The following is a 20,147-nucleotide window of genomic DNA, read 5'->3' on the forward strand; positions in this document are numbered from 1 at the left end:
TCCTTCAGGCCCCCGCGTCCGGGCGTGCACGGACCAGGGCCTGCACGTCGTCGTACGACGGAGCGAACCCGCCGGGCAGGTGCCCCGAGCGGACGGCCTCGGCGGCCGTCAGTGCCGCGCCGAGGGCCCGGCGGTAGAGCAGGGAGCCCAGGCTGACGCGGCTCACGCCCAGTCCGGCCAGCCGCTCGAGGCTCGGTCCGGCGGGCGAGTACAGGATGTTGAGCGGGACGTCCAAGCGGCGGACGAGGCCGGCGATGCGCTCCGGATCGGTGAGGCCCGGCACGAACACGCCGTCCGCACCCGCCTGTCGGTACGCGTCGAGGCGGCGCAGGGTGTCCCCGGGGTCCCCGTCGCCCAGCCAGTAGGTGTCCGTGCGGGCGTTCACGAAGAGGTCCGGCACGGCGGACTTGACGGCGGCGATCTTCGCGCGGTGCAGTTCGACGGGGCCGAGTCCGTCCTCCAGGTTCACGCCGACCGCTCCGGCCGCGCGCAACGCATGGGCCAGCTGCGCCACCTGCTGCGGATCGTCGCTGAAGCCCGCCTCCGCGTCGACGGAGAGGAGATAGCGTCCGCCGCCCAGGCGACGGGCGAGGTCCAGGGTCGCCTCGCGGGTCGCCGCGGACCCGTCGGGAAACCCGGCGGCAGCGGCCACCCCGAGGCTCGTGGTGCCGATCGCCCCGAACCCCGCCGCGGCGAGGGCCGCCGCACTGGCGTGGTCCCAGGCGTTGGACAGCAGCAGGGGCTCTCCCGCGCGGTGCAGATCCGCGAAGTCGGTGACGGCCTCGGCAGGCCCTTGCGGTGCGGAGTGGGTCATACGGCAGAACGTAACGGGTCGCCGCTTCGGTGCCCGCCGAAGTGTCACGGCGGCCGCCGCGGGCGGCGTGGGCCTGGGGCGCCCCGGTTCCGGTCGGGACGCCCCAGGGACTTTGGGCGGAGGCCGCAGTCCGCACGGTGAGGGCCGCCCTGACGTGAAAGACCCTCCGGTATCAGATCTTGCGGCACCAGCGCGTCGCGCACCAGACCCATGTACACCGTCGCGCCGTTGACGGGGGTACGCGTGGTGTCCCACTTCCCGTCACGCAGGCGCGTCGCGGCCTTCGGGCCGACCGGCCGGGGACGTCCGGCCGGGCAGGGCCGGGTCGGGTGGCCGTGCGACGGTGGGCGCCGGCCTCGGCCCTTCGGCTAGCGTCGGCACATGACCAGCAGCATCCGCCCTCCTCTCGCCGAAGCCCTGGCCTCCGGAACGCTCGTCCTGGACGGTGGCATGTCCAACCAGCTCGAGTCGGCGGGACACGATCTGAGCGACGCGCTGTGGTCGGCGCGGCTGCTCGCGGAGCTGCCGGAAGCCGTCACAACGGCGCACCTCACGTACTTCGAGGCGGGGGCGGACGTGGCGATCACGTCCAGCTACCAGGCGACGTTCGAGGGATTCGCTGCGCGCGGCATCGACCGCGAGCGGGCCGCGGGGCTGCTCGCACTGAGCGTGGATCTGGCCCGTGAGGCGGCGGAGCGGGCGCAAGCGGGGGGCGCCGGGCGACCGCTGTGGGTGGCGGCGTCGGTCGGCCCGTACGGGGCGATGCTCGCCGACGGCTCCGAGTACCGGGGCCGCTACGGCCTCAGCGTCGCCGAGCTGGAGGCCTTCCACCGTCCTCGCCTGGAGGCGCTGGCGGCGGCCGGCCCCGATGTGCTGGCCCTGGAGACCGTCCCCGACGCGGACGAGGCGGCGGCCCTGATGCGGGCGGTGCGCGGGCTCGGTGTGCCCGCCTGGCTTTCGTACACCGTCTCCGGCGACCGTACGCGCGCCGGACAGCCGCTGGAGGACGCCTTCGCACCCGCCGCCGACGCGGACGAGGTGATCGCGGTGGGCGTCAACTGCTGCGCGCCCGAGGACGTGGAGGCCGCGATCGAGACGGCCGCGCGCGTGACGGGCAAGCCGGTGGTGGTCTACCCGAACAGCGGCGAGACCTGGGACGCGCGGGCCCGCGCCTGGGACGGCCGCACCACGTTCACCACGAGCCGGGTGACGGCCTGGCGCGCCGCCGGGGCCCGGCTGATCGGGGGATGCTGCCGGGTGGGTCCCGCGGCGATCGCCTCCGTCGCGCGGACACTGGGAGCGGACCCGGCGGCCGGCTGAGCGCAGCGGCCGGCGCGGGTCGTGCCGCTGTTCACTCCATGTCGCTGCGGCGCACACCCCCGGGTCTGCGCAGCCGCCGTACCGCGGCCAGCGGTACCGCACCCCGCAGCCGCGGCCCGTTCCCCGCGCCGGGGACGGGAGCGGTCTGCGGCGCGGTGGCAGCGGCCCCCCACAGGTCCATCTCGGCGTCGCGGTGGCCGCGTACGAGGGGGTCACCGTCACCACCGAAGATCCGCACCGGGTGGGTGGCGTCCCAGGCGGCCCAGCCCGGCTCGCCGTCCGTCGCGAAGCGCACCCACGCCCTGTGCATCTCGTGGGCGAGTTCACGGGGGGCGTCGGGGCCGGCCAGTTTCTCCGCCTCGGGCACTCCCGCGCTGTTGAAGACGAAGCCCAGTTCGAGGGCGTGACAGGCGCCGAGCCCCGGGAGATTCGACCGCCAGGCGAACTCGTAGACGTGGACGGCGGCGTGGCCGTCGCCCACCCGGGACTCGGCCAGACGGTGCAGCGGGCGGCGGAGCAGATAGTCCGTCACCATCTGGCCCACCAGGTCGGAGACGGGGTCGTCCGGCCGGGCGTTGCGGTAGCCGCGGGGGACGTCGGGGCCGCAGTGGCAGCGGGCCATCGCACCGGCCATGGCGACCGCACCCAGCCGGTCGATGCGCTCGACCAGCCCGGTCGGCGCGAGCCACAGCCGGTGCTCCTCGCTGGTCCAGCCAACGAGCAGCGGAATGTCCCCGGCGACACCGTCGAGCAGCGCCTCCAGCGGGTCACGGGGCACCAGATCACCGTCGACGACGATCCCGAAGGCGGCCCCCCCGAGGATCGGGCTGGCCCGGCGGCCCACCTCCGCCTGGACGTCGGCCAGCAGGGTGCGGTCCACCTCGGCGAAGGCGGCCGCCGTGGCCGGCACCTTCAGTCTTGTGGCCATGCGCCGTACCAGGCGGCGCACTCTGTCGCGGTCCGTGGACTCCGGCGGCCCGCTCTGCAGCACCGCCCGCCGGAACAGCCCCCGGGCGCGCGGAGCCGCCAGCAGGGCGCCGATGCTGATGGCGCCCGCGGACTCGCCGAAGACGGTCACCCGGTCCGGGTCGCCGCCGAACGCGGCGACCGCCTCGTGCACCCACTCCAGCGCGGCCAGCTGGTCGTGCAGCCCGGGATTGGGCGGCGCGTCCGGGAAGAGGCCGTAACCCTCCACGCCCAGCCGGTAGTTGAAGGAGACCAGGACGACTCCGTCGCGGGCGAAGGCGCTGCCGTCATAGACGGGGACGGCGGAGGAGCCGCGGGTCAGTGCGCCGCCGTGGATCCAGACCATCACCGGGAGCCGGGCGCCCGGCCCGGGCTCCGGGGTCCACACGTTGAGGTTGAGGCAGTCGTCGCCGGCGACCACCGGGTCGGACAGATAGCGCGCGAAGGCCTCCGAGTACGGCGGCTTCGGTGGCGTCGGCCCGAACACACCCGCGTCCCGGACGCCGTCCCAGGGCTCGGGCGGGACGGGCGGGCGGAAGCGGTTGGGGCCGAAGGGCGGGGCGGCGAAGGGGATTCCACGGAAGACGGCGATCCCTTGCTCGTACCGGCCCCGCACCGCTCCGTAGGGAGTGCGGACCACGGGATCCGACGGGCTTCGCGGGTTCGCGGCCACTTCGTCCGCACGCTCCATACGGCTCTCTCCTCCCATGCCGGGACTGCCCGGTTCACCGCATCACATCACTTTCCCCGGCCGGCGGACCGCCCAACGGCCGGGCGCCCGCGTGTCCCGGCCTCACGCCCGTGAGCTGCGGCGTCCGTGACGGGCTCGCGCGGACGCCGGGAGGTGTCGCAGACCGGGCCGGCGGCACGTGCGGTGGGACCCCCTACTCCGCCCGGGCCGCCCAGCGGATGCCGCCGAGGAGATGGGCCCGGAAGTCCGGGTCCGCGTACGCCTCGGACGCGTGCCCGAGCGCCGTGTAGAACACGCGTCCGCCACCGTGTTCGTGGCACCACACCAGCGGATGGTCGTCGCCCATACCGCCGCCCGCGTAGGAGGATTCGTCCGCGGAGGCGAGCACACGCACCGAACCACGGGGACTCGCCCGGAAGTCGTACCACTCGTCCGTGAACTCCCAGACGGCGGGCAGGTGCCGGGTCGCCGGATGGCCACGGTCCTCGACGACGGCCTTCCCCGGCTGGTACGCGGGGTGCCGCGCGAACCGGGCGCCCAGCATCCCGCCGTAGTAGGACCAGTCGTACTCGGTGCAGGCCGCCGCGTGCACGCCGACGAAACCACCGCCGGCGCGCAGCCGGGCCTCGAGCCGGGTACGGCCCCGGGGGGTCAGCACCTCGCCGCTGGTGGAAAGGAAGACGACCACCGCGTAGGCGTCCAGGGGCGACTCGAGGACGTCGGGGTCCTCGGTGGCGTCGACCTCGAACCCATGGGCCTCTCCGAGGCCGCGTACGGCCGTGACGGCGTCGGGGATGGAGTCGTGCCGGTAGTCGGCGGTGCGGGTGTACACCAGAACGCGGAAGGTCACCGGCCGAGCGTAGCCCTCCGGCGATGACCGGCCGGAGTGTGCACCGGACCCGGCGGGAGGGCGGGTCAGGACCCCGACAGGTCGAGCAGGTCCGCCGCGTTGGTGTCGAGGATCGCCCTGGCCGCCTCCTCGGTGAGCCCCGAGCCGGCGATGTGGTCGACGGCCCTCAGGAAGACCTCCCCGTCCTCGTACGGGAAGTCCGTGCCGAGTACCAGGCGGTCCGCCCCGAAGGACGCCACCGCGGCGACCAGTGCCGGCGTGTGCGCGTAGCTGACCGTGTCGTACCAGAGTCGGCGGGCGGCCACCGAGGGCGGCTCGGCGGTCCCGGGGGACTCGAAAGTCACATGATCGTCGAGGCGGCACAGCAGCAGGGGCAGCGCACCGCCCAGGTGCGGGGCCAGGACCCGCATCCGCGGAAAGCGCGCGGGAATGCCCGCGAGGATCAGATGCATGACGGCCACCGTGTCCTCGACCGGGGCCCCGACCATCCATGTCATCCCGTACCCGGTGATCAGCGGGCTGGCGCCGCCCTCGCCGGCCGGGTGGATGTACAGGACGGCGCCGCGCCGGTCCAGCTCCTCGTAGACGGGGTGGAAGAGCGGATCGGCGAGCGTGCGGCCCAGTACGGTCGTGGTGACTCCCACACCGACGGCACCGAGTTCGTCGAAGGCACGGGCGAGCTCGCGCAGCGCCGCGTCGACATGCGGCAGGGGCAGCGCGGCAAAGGCACGGAAGCGTCCCGGGAAACGGGCCACCAGCTCCGCGTAGGCGTTGTTCGCCGCCCCGGCCGACGCCGCGGCATCGGACTCCGCCGCCAGATGCGGGGACAGCGGCGCCACGGAGAGCACCTGCAGGTCGACTCCCGCCCGGTCCATCAACGCGAAACGGTGGTCCAGATCGGCCTCGGTCGCCTCGGCACCGATTCCGCGCCTCAAGCCCGTGTCGCTCCTCCCCAGCCGTTCGAGGCGGTCGAGGTACTCCGTGGTCCACAGATGGGCGTGCACGTCGATGCGCAACGGTGTCACTCTTCCAGGGAACGTCCCCGGCGCGGCGCGGGCCAGTCGGCGGCCCGAGCGCCATGACGTGGGGGCCGCGGCCCGCGCGCAGTTGCGAAGGGGCCGGTGGTGCCGCAAGGACGTACTCCATTCGGCCGCATCCAGGTGACGGCCGGGCGCGTCGGCGCGTTGAGGTTGTATGAGCAGGAGTCGCAGGTTGCGAGAACTGTCAGGGGCGGTGGCGTTCGACCAGCTGAGGGCCGAGCTGGCGCGTGCCGCCGGGCTGGTCGCGGGGGACAAACCGCCGCGGCGCAAGGTGGCCGAGGAGGCGCTTCGCCCACCGGGCGCGGAGCCCGACGACGGTCATGGTGAGGCGTCGCGGCTCGGCCCGGGCTGAGGATCCCCGCCTCCCGTCGGACCGGCGGAGGAGGCGGCCGCGCGCGGCGCGCCGGCCGTCGGGTGCGGGCTCCGGCCGGTGAGGGCGCACAGGTCCCGGCGGGCGGTCACCGAGAGGCGGTGCCCGGGGCGGGGACGGCGCGGCCGTCTCTCACTCGCCCTGGTCCTTCCCCTTGTGCGGCGACGGGTGCGGGCCGCCGTGCGGCGACGGGTGCGGACCGCGGGCCTGCGTCCGCAGGCGGGACGTGACGTCTTCCGGCGGCAGGAAGCGCGACCACCGCTCCGGGAACTCCGACGGCATGTCGGGGTCATCGGGGTCCTCCGGATCCTCGGCGCGGGCAGTCGCCCGGGCCACGTATTCCGCGGCCTGCTCCTGACGCAGCCGTTCGTTCGCCGCTCGGGCGGCCGCCGTGGCCGCGGCGGGCCACACCCGGTCGATCGCCGCGTTGACGGCCGCACCCACCAGCACCGCGAAGGCGGACACGCCGATCCACAGCAGCACGGCCACGGGTGCGGCCAGCGAACCGTAGATCGTCGGTCCCTCGATGGTGTTGGTCAGGTAGATACGCAGCAGAAAGGATCCGAGGACCCACATCGCCAGGGCCACCAGGGCCCCGGGCACGTCCTCCACCCAGGGGGACCGGACCGGCACGGACACGTGGTACAGCGTCGTCAGGAACACGACCGACAGGACGATGACCACCGGCCAGTACAGGACCTGCACCACCGTCGTCGACCAGGGAACGACGTTCACCACCGCGTCGGGCCCCGCCACCATCAGGGGCAGGGCGACCGAGCCGATCAGCAGGGCGACGATGAAGAGCACGAAGGCGAGCAGCCGGGTCTTGACGATGCCCCGGGTGCCGTCGAGCCCGTACATCACCGTGATCGTGTCGATGAAGACGTTCACGGCACGGGATCCCGACCACAGGGCGAACAGGAAGCCGATGGAGATGACGTCGGGACGGCCGCCCTTCATCACGTCGTGCAGGATCGGCTGGGCGATCTGCGTGACGCCCTTGTCGGACAGGACCGTGCGCGAGGCCTCCAGCAGGTTGTTCTCCAGACTCTGGATGGTGTCGGCGCCGGTCCAGGCGTCGACGTAGCCCAGCAGTCCGATGAGGCTCAGCAGCAGCGGCGGCACGGACAGCAGCGTGAAGAACGCCGCCTCGGCCGCGAGCCCGAGGATTCGGTACTCCATGCAGGAGTTGACCGTGTCCTTCAGCAACAGCCAGGCCGTCCTGCGCTTGGAGACGTTCCGGTAGAGGACACGCGCCCGGTGGAGACGTCCTGGAGGTCGCTCGGGGTTCTCTCTTGCTGCTGACTGCACGCCTCAACGGTATCCGTCGCCGGTGTCCCCACTCATCTCCTGGTGGGGCGGGCCCCGCAGCATGTGACGCACTCCCCGGCGCGACGGGTGACCGGGAGCGTACCGAAGGGTAGGTTCGGCTCATGGCAGCGACCACGCACACCGTGACCAACCAGGCTCCGCCGCTGGTCGGATACGACGTCTTCACCGCCGACCGTGCCCTTGCGGCGGCCGTGGAGCGGCATCTCGACCCCGCACTCCTCGACGAGGCCCGCGACGAGCTCTCGGGGCTCGGCCGGAGCGCCGGCTCCGCCCAGGTGCAGGAGTGGGGGGCGCAGGCCAACGAGTATCCACCGCGGCTGCGGACCCACGACCGCTATGGGAACCGGATCGACGAGGTCGAGTTCCATCCCTCCTGGCACCGGCTGCTCGGCAAGGGCGTCGCCGCGGGCCTGACCGCGGCGTGGTCGCGGCCGGGCGGTCATGTGCGCAGGGCCGCCGCGTTCGTGCTCTGGACACAGGCCGAGGCGGGCAACGGCTGTCCGCTGTCGATGACGCACGCCGCCGTCCCCGCCCTGCGCACGGACCCGGCGCTGGCCGCCGAGTGGGAGCCGCGACTGACCTCCACGGTCTACGACCGGGCTCTGCGTCCCGCCGCGGAGAAGGCGGGCGTCATCTTCGGCATGGGGATGACCGAGAAGCAGGGCGGCAGCGACGTACGCGCCAACACGACCACGGCACGGCCGCTCGCCGAGGACGGGACCTACGAGCTGACCGGTCACAAATGGTTCTGCTCGGCGCCCATGTCGGACGCGTTCCTGGTGCTGGCGCAGGCGCCGGGCGGGCTCACCTGCTTCCTGCTCCCGCGTGTGCTGGACGACGGCAGCCGCAACGTCTTCCGGATCCAGCGGCTCAAGGACAAGCTGGGCAACCGGTCCAACGCCTCCAGCGAGGTCGAGTTCGACGGCACCTGGGCGCGCCGGGTCGGTGACGAGGGCCGCGGGGTGCGCACCATCATCGAGATGGTGGCGGCCACCCGCCTCGACTGCGTGCTCGGCTCCGCCGCGCTGATGCGGCAGGCGGTGGCCCAGGCGATCCACCACTGCACCTACCGGGAGGCCTTCGGCGGCAAGCTCGTCGACAAGCCCCTGATGCGCAATGTGCTCGCCGACCTGGCCCTGGAGTCGGAGGCAGCGACGACGCTCGCACTGCGGCTCGCGGCGGCGTACGACGAGGGGAGCGAGCAGGAGCGCGCCTTCCTCAGGCTCGCGGTGCCGGCGGCGAAGTACTGGGTGACCAAGCGGTGCACGCCGTTGGTGGTGGAGGCGTCGGAGTGCCTCGGCGGCAACGGGTACGTCGAGGAGTCGGGCATGCCCCGGCTGCTGCGCGAGTCTCCGCTGAACTCCGTCTGGGAGGGGGCGGGCAACGTCCAGGCGCTCGACGTGCTACGCGCGCTCCAGCGCGAGCCTCAGGCACTCGACGCCTACCTCCAGGAGGTGGGCCGGGCGCGCGGCGCGGACCACCGACTGGACGCCGCGACCAAGAACCTGCTCAGCGAACTGGCCGAACGGGAGAACGTCGAGGTGCGGGCACGCCGCGTGGTCGAGCGGATCGCGCTGGTGCTCCAGGGATCGCTCCTCGTGCGCTTCGCGCCGCCGGAGGTGGCCGACGCCTTCTGCGCCTCGCGGCTCGGCGGCGACTGGGGCTCGGCCTTCGGCACTCTGCCGCACGGACTGGATCTGGCCACCGTGGTGCAGCGGGCGAGGCCCGTCGCCTGACGTCTTCCGGTCATGTCCCGCAAGACTGTCGCGGCTGCTCCGGGTCCGTACGTCACGGGCTCCCCCCAGCCCGTGACGTCTCGCGCGTCCCCCCGGTCGCGCATCGCGGGGGTGGTGCTGCGCCGACACGGCACCACCCCCGCTTGTTCTGGCCCCCCTCAAGGAGCACGGACGCCGCCGGAGCGGCGTTGCACAAGTTTCAATGACCCGTGGGCCGTCCGCCAGGGTTGCAAGAGGTTGCAACTTGCTGCTCACTGTTGCCGGAGTGCGCCCCTCCGTGACGGGCAGACGGCAAAATGAGAACAACCGTCAACACCGGTCCGGAGTTTGCGTGTCCGGAAAGGGCTGACGGCACCGAGCCAGATCGGACGACCACGCCTTGGGGGCGGTTCCAGTGGCGCACTCGGACGGCAACGACGTCGCACGGCTCGCCGCTCGGGATGCCGCGCAGGCGGCCCGCGTGCTCAACGACGTACGCAACGCGACGCTCTCGGGACAGCGCGCACCGGTCCCGCCGCGCCCGGTGATCGAGGCCTCGTGGGGCCGAATGCTGCGCAGCGGCGTCGACCCGGAGCACGACGTCCGGGCCGATCCGCTGGGACGCGACGAGATCGAGCGGCGCCGTCAGGACTCGCCCCTGCGGCACGTGCTGCCGGTGCTGCGCGAGGGCCTGTTGTCGGTCGCGGACGTCGCGCAGCACATCATGGTCGTCGCGGACGAGGACGGGCGGGTCCTGTGGCGGGAGGGCTCCTCGCCGGTGCTGCGCAAGGCGGACGGTACGGGCTTCGAGCCCGGCGCGGACTGGGGGGAGGGAGCCGTCGGCACCAACGGCGTGGGCACCGCGGCGGTGACCCGGCGTCCCGTACAGGTCTTCGCCTCCGAGCACTTCGTGCGGGCCCTGGCCCCCTGGACGTGCACGGGCGCACCGATCACGGACCCGCGCGACGGCCGGCTGATCGGGGTCGTGGACATCAGCGGCCCGCTGGAGACCATGCATCCGGCGACGCTCGCCTGGGTGGACGCGGTGGCCAAGCTTGCGGAGGCACGGCTGCGGGAGCTGCATCTGAACTCCCTGGAGCGGCTGCGCGCGGTGGCCGCTCCGGTGCTGGCCAAGCTCGGCGGCCAGGCGCTCGCCGTCGACACGGACGGCTGGACGGCGGCGGTGACCGGGATGCCGTACACCGGACGCATCGCCCTTCCCGCATCGCTCCCGCCCGGCCGGACGCTGCTGCCCGCACTCGGGCCCTGCACGGTGGAGCCGCTGCCGGGCGGCTGGCTGATCCGGATCGCGGACGTGCCCGCACCGGCACGTACCACACGGGTCGTCGTGGACGTCTCGCATCCGCGCCGCTGGTCGGTGACGGTGTCGGGCGACGCGAGCTCCTGGACCCACGAACTCAGCGCCCGGCATGCGGAGTTGCTCTACCTGTTGGCCCTGCACCGCACCGGCCGCACGGCTGCGGAACTGGCCGCCGACATGTTCGGGGACCCGGCCCGGACGGTCACGGTCCGCGCGGAGATGTCCCGGGTGAGGAGATATCTGGGAGCGTTCCTGGAACACCGGCCGTATCGTTTCTGCGATGCGGCGGAGGTGGAGTTGCTGCCCCCGGCCGACCCCTTGGACCTGCTGCCGCACTCGGTGGCGCCCGCGGTGGTACGTGCGCGGGGAGGCGGCGCCCCCGGCGGCGAGCCGCCCCCCGATCCGCCGCGAGCCTCCCGGCTCGCACTCCCGCTCGTGCCCCGCCCCGGCGTTTAGCCCCGTCGGTGGGGATTACCCTGCATTTCCCGGGTCTTGGACCGCCCGCGCGGCCCTCTGCCGTAGCATCCCCTGCACAGGCCACCCCACCCGCTCCTCATGTCAATGTCCGGACCACGAGGCGCAGTTGGCCTACGCCGGGAGGTTTGTATGACACAGCGTGGCAGGCATCGCCGCAAACGCCGAGGTCGCGCCCTGCGGGCCACCCTGGCCGGAGCCGCTCTGGCGCTGACCGCCGCGGCCACGCTGATCAGCACCTCCCAGGCCGCGGGCGGGGACAGCCCGGGCGGCCTGACCCCCGTCACCGCCGCGACGGAGACGGCGAAGCTGAGCCTGCACGAGGAACTCACCGGCCGCACCACGCTCGACAGGCTGAGCCGTGCGACGGGGGGCGGCGTCGGCGTGCACGACGTCCTCGCCTCCGCCGACCGCACCATGCGCGAGCGGAACGCGTGCGATGCCGCCGAGACCTCCGCACTGCCCGTGAAACCGGCCGCCACACGCGCGTACTGCTGGGCCGACGACGACGCCACGGCCGGCGACTGGGTGCCCCGGTCCGTCACCACCTCGGGGGACGCCCAGGACGACGGCCGCTGGGGCGCCGACCGCGTCATCCTGTCGGGCTGGACGCACGACGGCGGTGGCTCGATCGAGCGCGCCGGGGACCGGGGCCTGGCCCGGATCGCCTTCATCGACGCGAACGACCCGGCCCGACTCGCCTACCGGTGGGTACTGCTCGTCACCCCGCGCTCCGACGGCAAGGACTTCTCCGCCGTCCGCACCGGACTGTCCGGCATGGTCTGGTACCAGGACAAACTCTATGTCACCGACCGCGGCTCCCTGCTGGTCTTCGACCTGCACCGCATCCTGAAGGCCGATGTCGACGGCCCCGCGATCGGCCGGGTCCACGGCGGCTACGCCGCGCACGGCTACCGGTACGTGCTGCCCAGCATCGGCTCCTACCGTCTGACCGGCGGCCCCTGCTCGAGGGCCGACGACCGCGGGGTCCCCTGCTTCTCCGCCCTCTCGCTCGATCGCACGTCGACCCCGGACAGCCTGGTGGCGGCCGAGCGGTTCCGCCGCGGGAGCACCGACTCCCCCGCGCGTGTGTGGCGCTACCCGTTCAGCACCGCGCCCGGGCACACCGGCCTGCTCGCCGCGGACGGGCTTCACGACGTCCGGGCGAGCGAGGCGTACCGCACGGACGCGTCCGGTGTGCAGGGCGTGCTCTCGCACCGGCACGGCGGTGCGGCGCGGGCCGACTGGTACATCGACCGCGCGCCCTCCGTCGGCGGCCGGCACGGCACGCTCTGGCGGCAGGACGTCTCCGGCGCCGGGGCCGCCACGTGCTCGGCCGACGAGAGCCGCGCCTGCTGGGGCCGCCATACCGCGTCCCTGTCGTACTGGCCGGAGACCGGCGAGGTGTGGACCCTGACGGCAGGCGCCACGAGCGGCGGTGACGGACCGGTGCCCGGGCCGGCCGGGGGCCGGGTGCTGTACGCGGTGCCGCTGGCCTCCGTGGACGACGCGCTGAAGTAGGACGCGGGCGCCGACCGCGGACCGGAACCCTTTTGTCGTACCGCTCGCCGCCATGATTCCCTGGCCGCATGAGCACCCTCACCGTGACCACCTGGTCCCTGGAGCAGACGTCCCCGGCGGACATGCGGCCCGCGACGGCTCCCGAGGGCGATGTCCGCATCGTCCGCGCGGAGGTGCCGTCACCGGAGTTCAGCCGCTTTCTGTACGCGTCGGTCGGTGGGGACATCCGCTGGATCGACCGGCTCGGCTGGACGTACGCGCAGTGGCGGGACCACCTGACCCGTCGGGGTGTGGAGACCTGGGTCGCCCACGACCGGGGGACGCCCGCCGGGTACGTGGAGCTGGAGGCGCAGGACGAGGGTGTCGTGGAGATCGTCTACTTCGGCCTCCTCCCGGCCTTCCGTGGCCGGCGGATCGGCGGGCACCTGCTGTCCCACGGCGCCGCCCGCGCCTGGGACCTGGCGGACCGGTGGCCGGCGCTGTCGCCGACGAAGCGGGTGTGGCTGCACACCTGCAGCAAGGACGGCGAGCACGCGATGGACAACTACCTGCGCCGGGGCTTCACGCTCTTCGACACCAAGGTCGAGGAAGAGCCGGAGACACCCACGCCGGGACCCTGGCCTCGGGCCTACCCCGCCTGACCTGCGTCGACACACCACATCGCGACGATGTGACCGAACGCACCCTTGTCTCGCATTTCGAGACAAGGGTGTCCGCATGACAGACAAAGCTGGACTGCGTCCAGAGCGCCGTGACACGCTTCCGTCATGTCTGGAACTGGAATCGCCTTGGTGAGTCGACGGCACGTCGATCTCGGCCGCATGTCCAGCGCCATCTGTCCGGCGAGCTGACAGCCTCCAGCCAGTACCGGATCTTCTTTCCCCTCCCTCCTCGCGCAACGACGCGCGCGCTTCTCGCGTACCCGCATGCGCAGGTCAGAGCCGCTCCTCCGTCTGTCCCGAAGGACGTACCCACCATGGCTGCCACCCCGCAGAATCCCGCCACGCCCCGTCGCAAGGTGAGTCGTCACCGTGGCGAGGGCCAGTGGGCCGTGGGTCACTTCACCCCGCTCAACGGCAACGAGCAGTTCAAGAAGGACGACGACGGTCTCAACGTACGGACACGTATTGAGACGATCTACTCCAAGCGGGGCTTCGACTCCATCGACCCCAACGACCTGCGCGGCCGAATGCGCTGGTGGGGCCTGTACACCCAGCGCAAGCCGGGGATCGACGGCGGCAAGACCGCGATCCTCGAGCCGGAGGAGCTGGACGACACCTACTTCATGCTGCGCGTGCGCATCGACGGCGGCCGCCTGACCACGCGCCAGCTGCGCACCGTCGGCGAGATCTCGCAGGAGTTCGCGCGCGGCACGGCCGACATCACCGACCGGCAGAACGTCCAGTACCACTGGATCCGGATCGAGGACGTGCCCGAGATCTGGAACCGTCTGGAAGCCGTCGGGCTGTCGACGACCGAGGCCTGCGGCGACACCCCCCGCGTCATCCTCGGTTCGCCCGTCGCCGGCATCGCCGAGGACGAGATCATCGACGGCACCCCGGCCGTCGACGAGATCCACCGCAGGGTCATCGGCAACCCGGCGTTCTCGAACCTGCCGCGCAAGTTCAAGACCGCGATCTCGGGATCGCCACTGCTCGACGTGGCGCACGAGATCAACGACGTCGCCTTCGTCGGTGTCGTCCACCCCGAGCACGGCCCCGGCTTCGACCTGTGGGTCGGCGGCGGTCTGTCCACCAACCCGAAGATCGGGCAGCGCCTCGGCGCCTGGGTCCCGCTGGACGAGGTCCCGGACGTCTACGAGGGCGTCATCTCGATCTTCCGTGACTACGGCTACCGGCGGCTGCGCACCCGCGCCCGGCTGAAGTTCCTCGTGGCCGACTGGGGCGCGGAGAAGTTCCGCGAGGTGCTGGAGGAGGAGTACCTCCGGCGCAAGCTGATCGACGGACCGGCGCCCGCCCAGCCCGTGGAGCGCTGGCGCGACCACGTCGGAGTGCACCGGCAGAAGGACGGCCGCTTCTACGTCGGCTTCGCCCCGCGGGTCGGCCGCGTCGACGGCGCCACCCTGACGAAGATCGCGGAACTCGCCGAGGCGCACGGTTCCGGCCGAGTCCGCACCACGGTCGAGCAGAAGATGATCGTGCTGGACGTCGAGGAGAACCGGATCGACTCGCTCGTCGAGGGTCTGGAGGCGCTCGACCTCACCGTGCATCCCTCTCCCTTCCGGCGCGGCACCATGGCGTGCACCGGCATCGAGTACTGCAAGCTGGCCATCGTCGAGACCAAGGCGCGCGGCTCCGCGCTGATCGACGAACTGGAGCGCCGCATCCCGGACTTCGACGAGCCGATCACCATCAACATCAACGGCTGCCCGAACGCCTGCGCGCGCATCCAGGTGGCGGACATCGGCCTCAAGGGCCAGCTGGTCCTGAACGACAAGGGCGAGCAGGTCGAGGGCTTCCAGGTGCACTTGGGCGGCGCACTCGGCCTGGAGGCCGGGTTCGGCCGCAAGGTACGCGGCCTGAAGGTCACCTCGGACGAGCTTCCGGACTATGTCGAGCGCGTCCTGAAGCGGTTCCAGGCGGAGCGCGAGGAGGGCGAGCGGTTCGCGACCTGGGCGGCCCGTGCCTCGGAGGAGGCTCTGTCGTGAGCGAACGAGCGGCTCCCTTCTACTGCCCCTACTGCGGGGACGAGGATCTGCGGCCCAGTGAGCAGGGCCACGGTGCGTGGGAGTGCGGGGCGTGCAATCGCGCCTTCCAGCTGAAGTTTCTGGGGCTCCTGGCCCGGGGCCTCGTGCAGACCGATCGGGGAGGGGACGGGACATGACGACAACGCGGGAAGAGCGGAGCACCGACGAACTCGAGGCGCTCGCCGAGCAGGCGGGCCGCGATCTGGAGGACGCCTCGGCGCTGGAGATCCTCGGGTGGGCGGCCGACACCTTCGGCCCCCGCTTCTGCGTGACCTCCTCGATGGAGGACGCGGTGGTCGCCCACCTCGCGTCGCGCGCCAGGCCCGGTGTCGACGTCGTGTTCCTCGACACCGGCTACCACTTCCCGGAGACCATCGGCACCCGTGACGCGGTCGAGGCGGTGATGGACGTCAACGTCATCACCCTCACGCCGCGTCGGACGGTCGCCGAGCAGGACGCCGAGTACGGCCCGAAACTGCACGACCGCGACCCCGACCTGTGCTGCAGGCTGCGCAAGGTGCAGCCGCTGGAGGAGGGGCTGACGAGCTACGACGCCTGGGCGACCGGGCTGCGCCGCGACGAGTCCCCGACCCGGGCGAACACGCCGGTCGTCGGCTGGGACGCGAAGCGGCAGAAGGTCAAGATCTCGCCGATCGCCCGCTGGACCCAGGACGACGTGGACGCCTATGTCGCCGAGCACGGGGTCCTGACCAACCCGCTGCTGATGGACGGCTACGCCTCGGTGGGCTGCGCCCCCTGCACCCGCCGGGTCCTCGCGGGGGAGGACGCGCGGGCCGGGCGCTGGGCGGGCCGCTCCAAGACCGAGTGCGGGCTGCACGGCTGACCATGACGGACATTCAGGAGACATACGTGACGACCGGGGCCACCGTCTGGCTCACGGGTCTGCCGAGCGCCGGCAAGACCACCATCGCCCACGAGCTGGCCGGCCGGCTGCGTGCCGAGGGCCACCGGGTCGAGGTCCTCGACGGCGACGAGATCCGCGAGTTCATCTCGGCGGGCCTGGGCTTCAGCCGTGCGGACCGGCACACGAACGTGCAGCGCATCGGCTTCCTCGCCGATCTGCTCGCCCGCAACGGCGTCAAGACCCTGGTTCCGGTGATCGCGCCCTACGCGGACAGCCGTGAGGCCGTACGCAAGCGGCACCAGGAGAGCGGGGCGCCGTACATCGAGGTGCACGTGGCGACTCCGGTCGAGGTGTGCGCCGTACGCGATGTGAAGGGTCTGTACGCGAAGCAGGCCGCCGGCGAACTCCGGGGGCTGACGGGCGTCGACGACCCGTACGAGGAGCCGGAGACGCCCGATCTGCGGATCGAGTCCCAGGACCAGACCGTGCAGGAGTCGGCGGCGGCGTTGTACACGCTGCTCAGCGAGAGGGGACTGGCATGACCACGGTCGCCAAGGCGGAGGAGGGCACGGACAGCCCGTACGCCCTGAGCCACCTGGATGCGCTGGAGTCGGAGGCGGTGCACATCTTCCGCGAGGTGGCGGGGGAGTTCGAGCGGCCGGTGATCCTGTTCTCCGGTGGCAAGGACTCCATCGTCATGCTGCATCTGGCGGTGAAGGCGTTCGCCCCCGCAGCGGTCCCCTTCACGCTGCTGCACGTGGACACCGGGCACAACTTCCCCGAGGTCCTGGAGTACCGCGACCGTACGGTGGCCCGGCACGGTCTGCGGCTGCACATCGCCTCCGTGCAGGAGTACATCGATCGCGGTCTCCTCAAGGAGCGCCCGGACGGCACCCGCAACCCGCTCCAGACACTGCCGCTGACCGAGAAGATCCAGAAGGAACGGTTCGACGCGGTCTTCGGCGGCGGACGGCGCGACGAGGAGAAGGCCCGCGCCAAGGAGCGGGTGTTCTCGCTGCGCGACGAGTTCTCCCAGTGGGACCCGCGCCGCCAGCGGCCGGAGCTGTGGAACCTGTACAACGGGCGGCACGCGCCGGGCGAGCACGTCCGTGTGTTCCCGCTGTCCAACTGGACCGAGCTCGACGTCTGGCAGTACATCGCGCGCGAGGGCATCGAACTGCCGCAGATCTACTTCGCCCACGAGCGCGAGGTGTTCCGGCGGGCGGGCATGTGGCTGACGGCGGGCGAGTGGGGCGGCCCCAAGGACGGCGAGACCGTCGAGAAGCGCCTTGTCCGGTACCGGACCGTGGGTGACATGTCCTGCACGGGTGCCGTCGACTCCGACGCCACCACGCTGGACGCCGTCATCGCCGAGATCGCCGCGTCCCGGCTGACCGAGCGCGGCGCCACCCGCGCCGACGACAAGCTCTCCGAGGCCGCGATGGAAGACCGCAAGCGCGAGGGGTACTTCTAACCATGAGCACGACGACCGAGGAGCTCTCGGCCACCACCCTGCTGCGGTTCGCCACCGCCGGGTCCGTCGACGACGGCAAGTCCACGCTCGTGGGCCGGCTGCTGCACGACTCCAAGTCGGTCCTCGCCGACCAGCTGGAGGCCGTGGAGCACGCCTCGCGCAACCGCGGCCAGGACACCCCGGACCTCGCGCTGCTGACCGACGGCCTGCGGGCCGAGCGCGAGCAGGGGATCACGATCGACGTGGCGTACCGTTACTTCGCCACGCCCCGGCGCCGGTTCATCCTGGCCGACACCCCCGGCCATGTGCAGTACACCCGCAACATGGTGACGGGGGCCTCCACCGCCGAGCTGACGGTGATCCTCGTCGACGCCCGCAACGGGGTCGTCGAGCAGACCCGGCGGCACGCCGCCATCGCCGCGCTCCTCCGGGTCCCCCACGTGGCGCTCGCGGTCAACAAGATGGACCTGGTCGACTACCGGGAGTCCGTGTTCGCCGCGATCGCCAAGGAGTTCACGGCCTACGCATCCGAGCTGGGCGTCCCCGAGGTCACCGCGATCCCGATCTCCGCGCTGGCCGGGGACAACGTGGTGGAGCCGTCCTCGAACATGGACTGGTACGGCGGCCCGACCGTCCTGGAGCACCTGGAGACGGTCCCCGTCAGCCACGATCTGAGCCACTGCCACGCCCGGCTCCCGGTGCAGTACGTGATCCGGCCGCAGACCGCCGAGCACCCCGACTACCGGGGTTACGCCGGGCAGATCGCCGCCGGTTCGTTCCGCGTCGGAGAGGCCGTCACCGTGCTGCCCGCGGGCCGCACCTCGCGGATCTCCGGCATCGATCTGCTGGGCCGGCCGGTAGACGTCGCCTGGACCACCCAGTCGGTGACGCTCCTGCTGGAGGACGACATCGACATCTCACGTGGCGACCTGATCGTGCCGAGCGAGGACGTGCCCGCGACCACACAGGACATCGAGGCCACGGTCTGCCACGTCGCCGACGAGGCGCTGACCGTCGGGCACCGGGTGCTGATCAAGCACGGCACCCGCACGGTCAAGGCGATCGTCAAGGACATCCCCTCCCGGCTCACACTCGACGACCTGTCCCTGCACCCGCATCCGGGACAGCTCGTCGCCAACGACATCGGCCGTGTGAAGATCCGCACCGCGGAACCGCTGCCGGTCGACGTGTACGCGGACTCCCGCCGCACCGGCTCGTTCATCCTGATCGACCCGGCCGACGGCACCACGCTCACCGCGGGCATGGTCGGCGAGTCCTTCGCCGCGCCCGAGCCGGTGCAGGACGGGGCCGACGACGGGTGGGACTTCTGACCATGTCCAGCACCTGCTTCTACTCGACGTTCGCGAAGGAGGGCGGCCGCGTCGGCAGCGGCGCCCTCGGCAGCGGACAGGGCGGAGTGGCGCGATGTGCGTCCTGACGCGCACCGGGAAGGCGCTGCCGCCCCGGAAGCGACGAAGACCCCCTGCCGAACGCCCGGCCACGGCCTGACGCACCGTGACCGCCGGGCCGACGAGAGGACAACCTCCCGTGCCTGCCACCCGCCTCCTCGCCCGGCTCCGCCGGAACGGGGGTGCCGCTCTCTGCCTCCCGCGCGGTGCTCTGACCGCTCTCGCGGTTGTCCCGCTCCTCGCGCTGACCGCCTGCGGTTACGGGTCCGAGGCCGTGAGCGACTCCTCCGCACAGCAGGTCGCCGCCGGTTCCAGGAAGGTCGACGGCCTCGACTCCGTGAAGATCGGGTACTTCGGCAACCTGACCCACGCGACGGCGCTCGTCGGCGCCCGGAAGGGTTTCTTCCAGAAGTCGCTCGGTGCGACGCGGGCCGAGTACCAGACCTTCAACGCCGGTCCCTCCGAGATCGAGGCCCTCGACTCGGGCTCGATCGACATCGGCTGGATCGGTCCCTCCCCCGCGGTCAACGGCTACACCCGGTCCGGCGGCAGGAGTCTGCGGATCATCGGCGGTTCGGCGTCCGGCGGGGTGAAGCTGGTGGTCGACCCCAAGAAGATCAAGTCCCTGAAGGACATCAGGGGCAAGAGGATCGCCACCCCTCAGCTCGGCAACACCCAGGACGTCGCCTTCCTCAACTGGATCGCGGACCAGGGCTGGAAGGTCGACGCCGAGAGCGGCAAGGGCGAAGGTCCGGCTCGATCGACGGCGCCTGGGTGCCGGAGCCGACCGCCTCCAAACTGGTCGCCGAGGGCGGCAAGGTGCTGCTCGACGAGTCGTCGCTGTGGCCCGGCAAGAAGTTCGTGATCACGAACATCGTCGTGTCGCAGACGTTCCTGAAGGAGCATCCGAACGCCGTCGAGGCGGTACTGAGGGCCTCCGTCGAGACCGACAAGTGGATCAACGCCCATCCGGACCAGGCGAAGGCCGCGGCGAACAAGCAGCTCGAGGCCGACTCCGGCAAAGCCCTGCCCGCCGACGTCCTGGACCCGGCCTGGAAGTCCATCCGGATCACCGACGATCCGCTGGCCTCCACCCTGGACACCGAGGCGCAGCACGCGGTCGAGGCAGGTCTGCTGAAGGAGCCGAAGCTGAAGGGCATCTACGACCTGACGCTGCTGAACAAGGTGCTCGAGTCCGAGGGCGAGAGCACGGTCGACGACGCCGGTCTCGGCGTCGAGTGAGGACAGATCCCGATGAGTCCCCAGGAGGTGACGACC

The 20,147-nt window shown here is 72.1% G+C and carries 18 protein-coding genes and 1 pseudogene; 14 read left to right on the top strand and 5 right to left on the bottom strand.

The annotated features are described in order from the left end of the window. Positions 1-4: 4 nt before the first annotated feature. Positions 5-814, bottom strand: a complete 810-nt coding sequence (locus ADL25_RS22635; protein WP_059129580.1) for an isocitrate lyase/PEP mutase family protein — start codon at positions 812-814, stop codon at positions 5-7. 381 nt (positions 815-1,195) lie between these two features. Here ADL25_RS22635 and mmuM point away from each other — a divergent pair, with 381 nt between their 5' ends. After that, entirely contained in the window at positions 1,196-2,134 is a 939-nt protein-coding gene (mmuM, locus tag ADL25_RS22640; RefSeq protein ID WP_059129581.1) for a homocysteine S-methyltransferase, read from the top strand. 31 nt (positions 2,135-2,165) lie between these two features. On the opposite strand, the gene ADL25_RS22645 is transcribed toward mmuM, so the two are convergent. The 3 genes from ADL25_RS22645 to ADL25_RS22655 form a co-directional block, all read right to left on the bottom strand. Beyond that, positions 2,166-3,791 (bottom strand): carboxylesterase/lipase family protein, encoded by a 1,626-nt coding sequence (locus ADL25_RS22645; RefSeq protein ID WP_199839193.1) that lies wholly within the window; start codon positions 3,789-3,791, stop codon positions 2,166-2,168. Positions 3,792-3,984: 193 nt separating this feature from the next. Further along, positions 3,985-4,641 (bottom strand): ThuA domain-containing protein, encoded by a 657-nt coding sequence (locus tag ADL25_RS22650; RefSeq protein ID WP_059129582.1) that lies wholly within the window; start codon positions 4,639-4,641, stop codon positions 3,985-3,987. Positions 4,642-4,706: 65 nt separating this feature from the next. Continuing rightward, positions 4,707-5,666 carry an amidohydrolase family protein gene (locus tag ADL25_RS22655; protein WP_234380997.1) on the bottom strand — a complete coding sequence of 320 codons (960 nt, stop codon included), beginning with the start codon at positions 5,664-5,666 and terminating at the stop codon, positions 4,707-4,709. A gap of 187 nt (positions 5,667-5,853) precedes the next feature. Here ADL25_RS22655 and ADL25_RS49070 point away from each other — a divergent pair, with 187 nt between their 5' ends. Next, entirely contained in the window at positions 5,854-6,033 is a 180-nt protein-coding gene (locus ADL25_RS49070; protein WP_147318041.1) for a hypothetical protein, read from the top strand. 150 nt (positions 6,034-6,183) lie between these two features. Here ADL25_RS49070 and ADL25_RS22660 read toward each other — a convergent pair whose 3' ends face one another. Further along, positions 6,184-7,362: a YihY/virulence factor BrkB family protein gene (locus ADL25_RS22660; protein ID WP_079050520.1), complete on the bottom strand. Its 1,179-nt coding sequence runs from the start codon at positions 7,360-7,362 to the stop codon at positions 6,184-6,186. A gap of 122 nt (positions 7,363-7,484) precedes the next feature. Between ADL25_RS22660 and ADL25_RS22665 the strand changes: the two genes are divergently transcribed. The 12 genes and pseudogenes from ADL25_RS22665 to ADL25_RS22720 all read left to right on the top strand — a co-directional run bounded on the left by ADL25_RS22665 (position 7,485) and on the right by ADL25_RS22720 (position 20,111). After that, positions 7,485-9,119: an acyl-CoA dehydrogenase family protein gene (locus tag ADL25_RS22665; RefSeq protein ID WP_059129585.1), complete on the top strand. Its 1,635-nt coding sequence runs from the start codon at positions 7,485-7,487 to the stop codon at positions 9,117-9,119. 394 nt (positions 9,120-9,513) lie between these two features. Beyond that, entirely contained in the window at positions 9,514-10,875 is a 1,362-nt protein-coding gene (locus ADL25_RS22670) for a GAF domain-containing protein (protein ID WP_079050521.1), read from the top strand. 150 nt (positions 10,876-11,025) lie between these two features. Then, the gene (locus tag ADL25_RS22675; RefSeq protein WP_059129586.1) at positions 11,026-12,414 is read left to right on the top strand and encodes a hypothetical protein; all 1,389 of its coding nucleotides are present in this window, start codon (positions 11,026-11,028) and stop codon (positions 12,412-12,414) included. A gap of 68 nt (positions 12,415-12,482) precedes the next feature. Continuing rightward, on the top strand, positions 12,483-13,055 hold the full coding sequence (locus tag ADL25_RS22680) for a GNAT family N-acetyltransferase (protein ID WP_059129587.1): 573 nt from the start codon (positions 12,483-12,485) through the stop codon (positions 13,053-13,055). 126 nt (positions 13,056-13,181) lie between these two features. Beyond that, positions 13,182-13,265 carry a putative leader peptide gene (locus ADL25_RS51915; RefSeq protein WP_309486338.1) on the top strand — a complete coding sequence of 28 codons (84 nt, stop codon included), beginning with the start codon at positions 13,182-13,184 and terminating at the stop codon, positions 13,263-13,265. Positions 13,266-13,390: 125 nt separating this feature from the next. Continuing rightward, positions 13,391-15,082, top strand: a complete 1,692-nt coding sequence (locus tag ADL25_RS22685) for a nitrite/sulfite reductase (protein ID WP_059129588.1) — start codon at positions 13,391-13,393, stop codon at positions 15,080-15,082. After that, entirely contained in the window at positions 15,079-15,258 is a 180-nt protein-coding gene (locus tag ADL25_RS22690) for a hypothetical protein (RefSeq protein ID WP_059129589.1), read from the top strand. The genes ADL25_RS22685 and ADL25_RS22690 overlap by 4 nt, the downstream gene beginning before the upstream one ends. Beyond that, positions 15,255-15,965: a phosphoadenylyl-sulfate reductase gene (locus ADL25_RS22695; RefSeq protein WP_059129590.1), complete on the top strand. Its 711-nt coding sequence runs from the start codon at positions 15,255-15,257 to the stop codon at positions 15,963-15,965. The genes ADL25_RS22690 and ADL25_RS22695 overlap by 4 nt, the downstream gene beginning before the upstream one ends. Before the next feature lie 2 nt (positions 15,966-15,967). Continuing rightward, a complete protein-coding gene (cysC, locus tag ADL25_RS22700; protein ID WP_059129591.1) occupies positions 15,968-16,528 on the top strand; it encodes an adenylyl-sulfate kinase in 561 nt (186 codons plus the stop codon). Next, positions 16,525-17,460 (top strand): sulfate adenylyltransferase subunit CysD, encoded by a 936-nt coding sequence (gene cysD, locus ADL25_RS22705; RefSeq protein ID WP_059129592.1) that lies wholly within the window; start codon positions 16,525-16,527, stop codon positions 17,458-17,460. Before cysC ends, cysD begins: the two co-directional genes overlap by 4 nt. Positions 17,461-17,462: 2 nt before the next feature. Next, a complete protein-coding gene (locus ADL25_RS22710) occupies positions 17,463-18,791 on the top strand; it encodes a sulfate adenylyltransferase subunit 1 (RefSeq protein WP_059129593.1) in 1,329 nt (442 codons plus the stop codon). Positions 18,792-19,080: 289 nt separating this feature from the next. Further along, a pseudogene (locus ADL25_RS22720) lies at positions 19,081-20,111 on the top strand (aliphatic sulfonate ABC transporter substrate-binding protein). Positions 20,112-20,147 lie beyond the last annotated feature (36 nt).

It is taken from the genome of Streptomyces sp. NRRL F-5122, from assembly GCF_001507435.1.
In the GTDB taxonomy this organism is placed as follows: Bacteria; Actinomycetota; Actinomycetes; order Streptomycetales; family Streptomycetaceae; genus Streptomyces; species Streptomyces lannensis.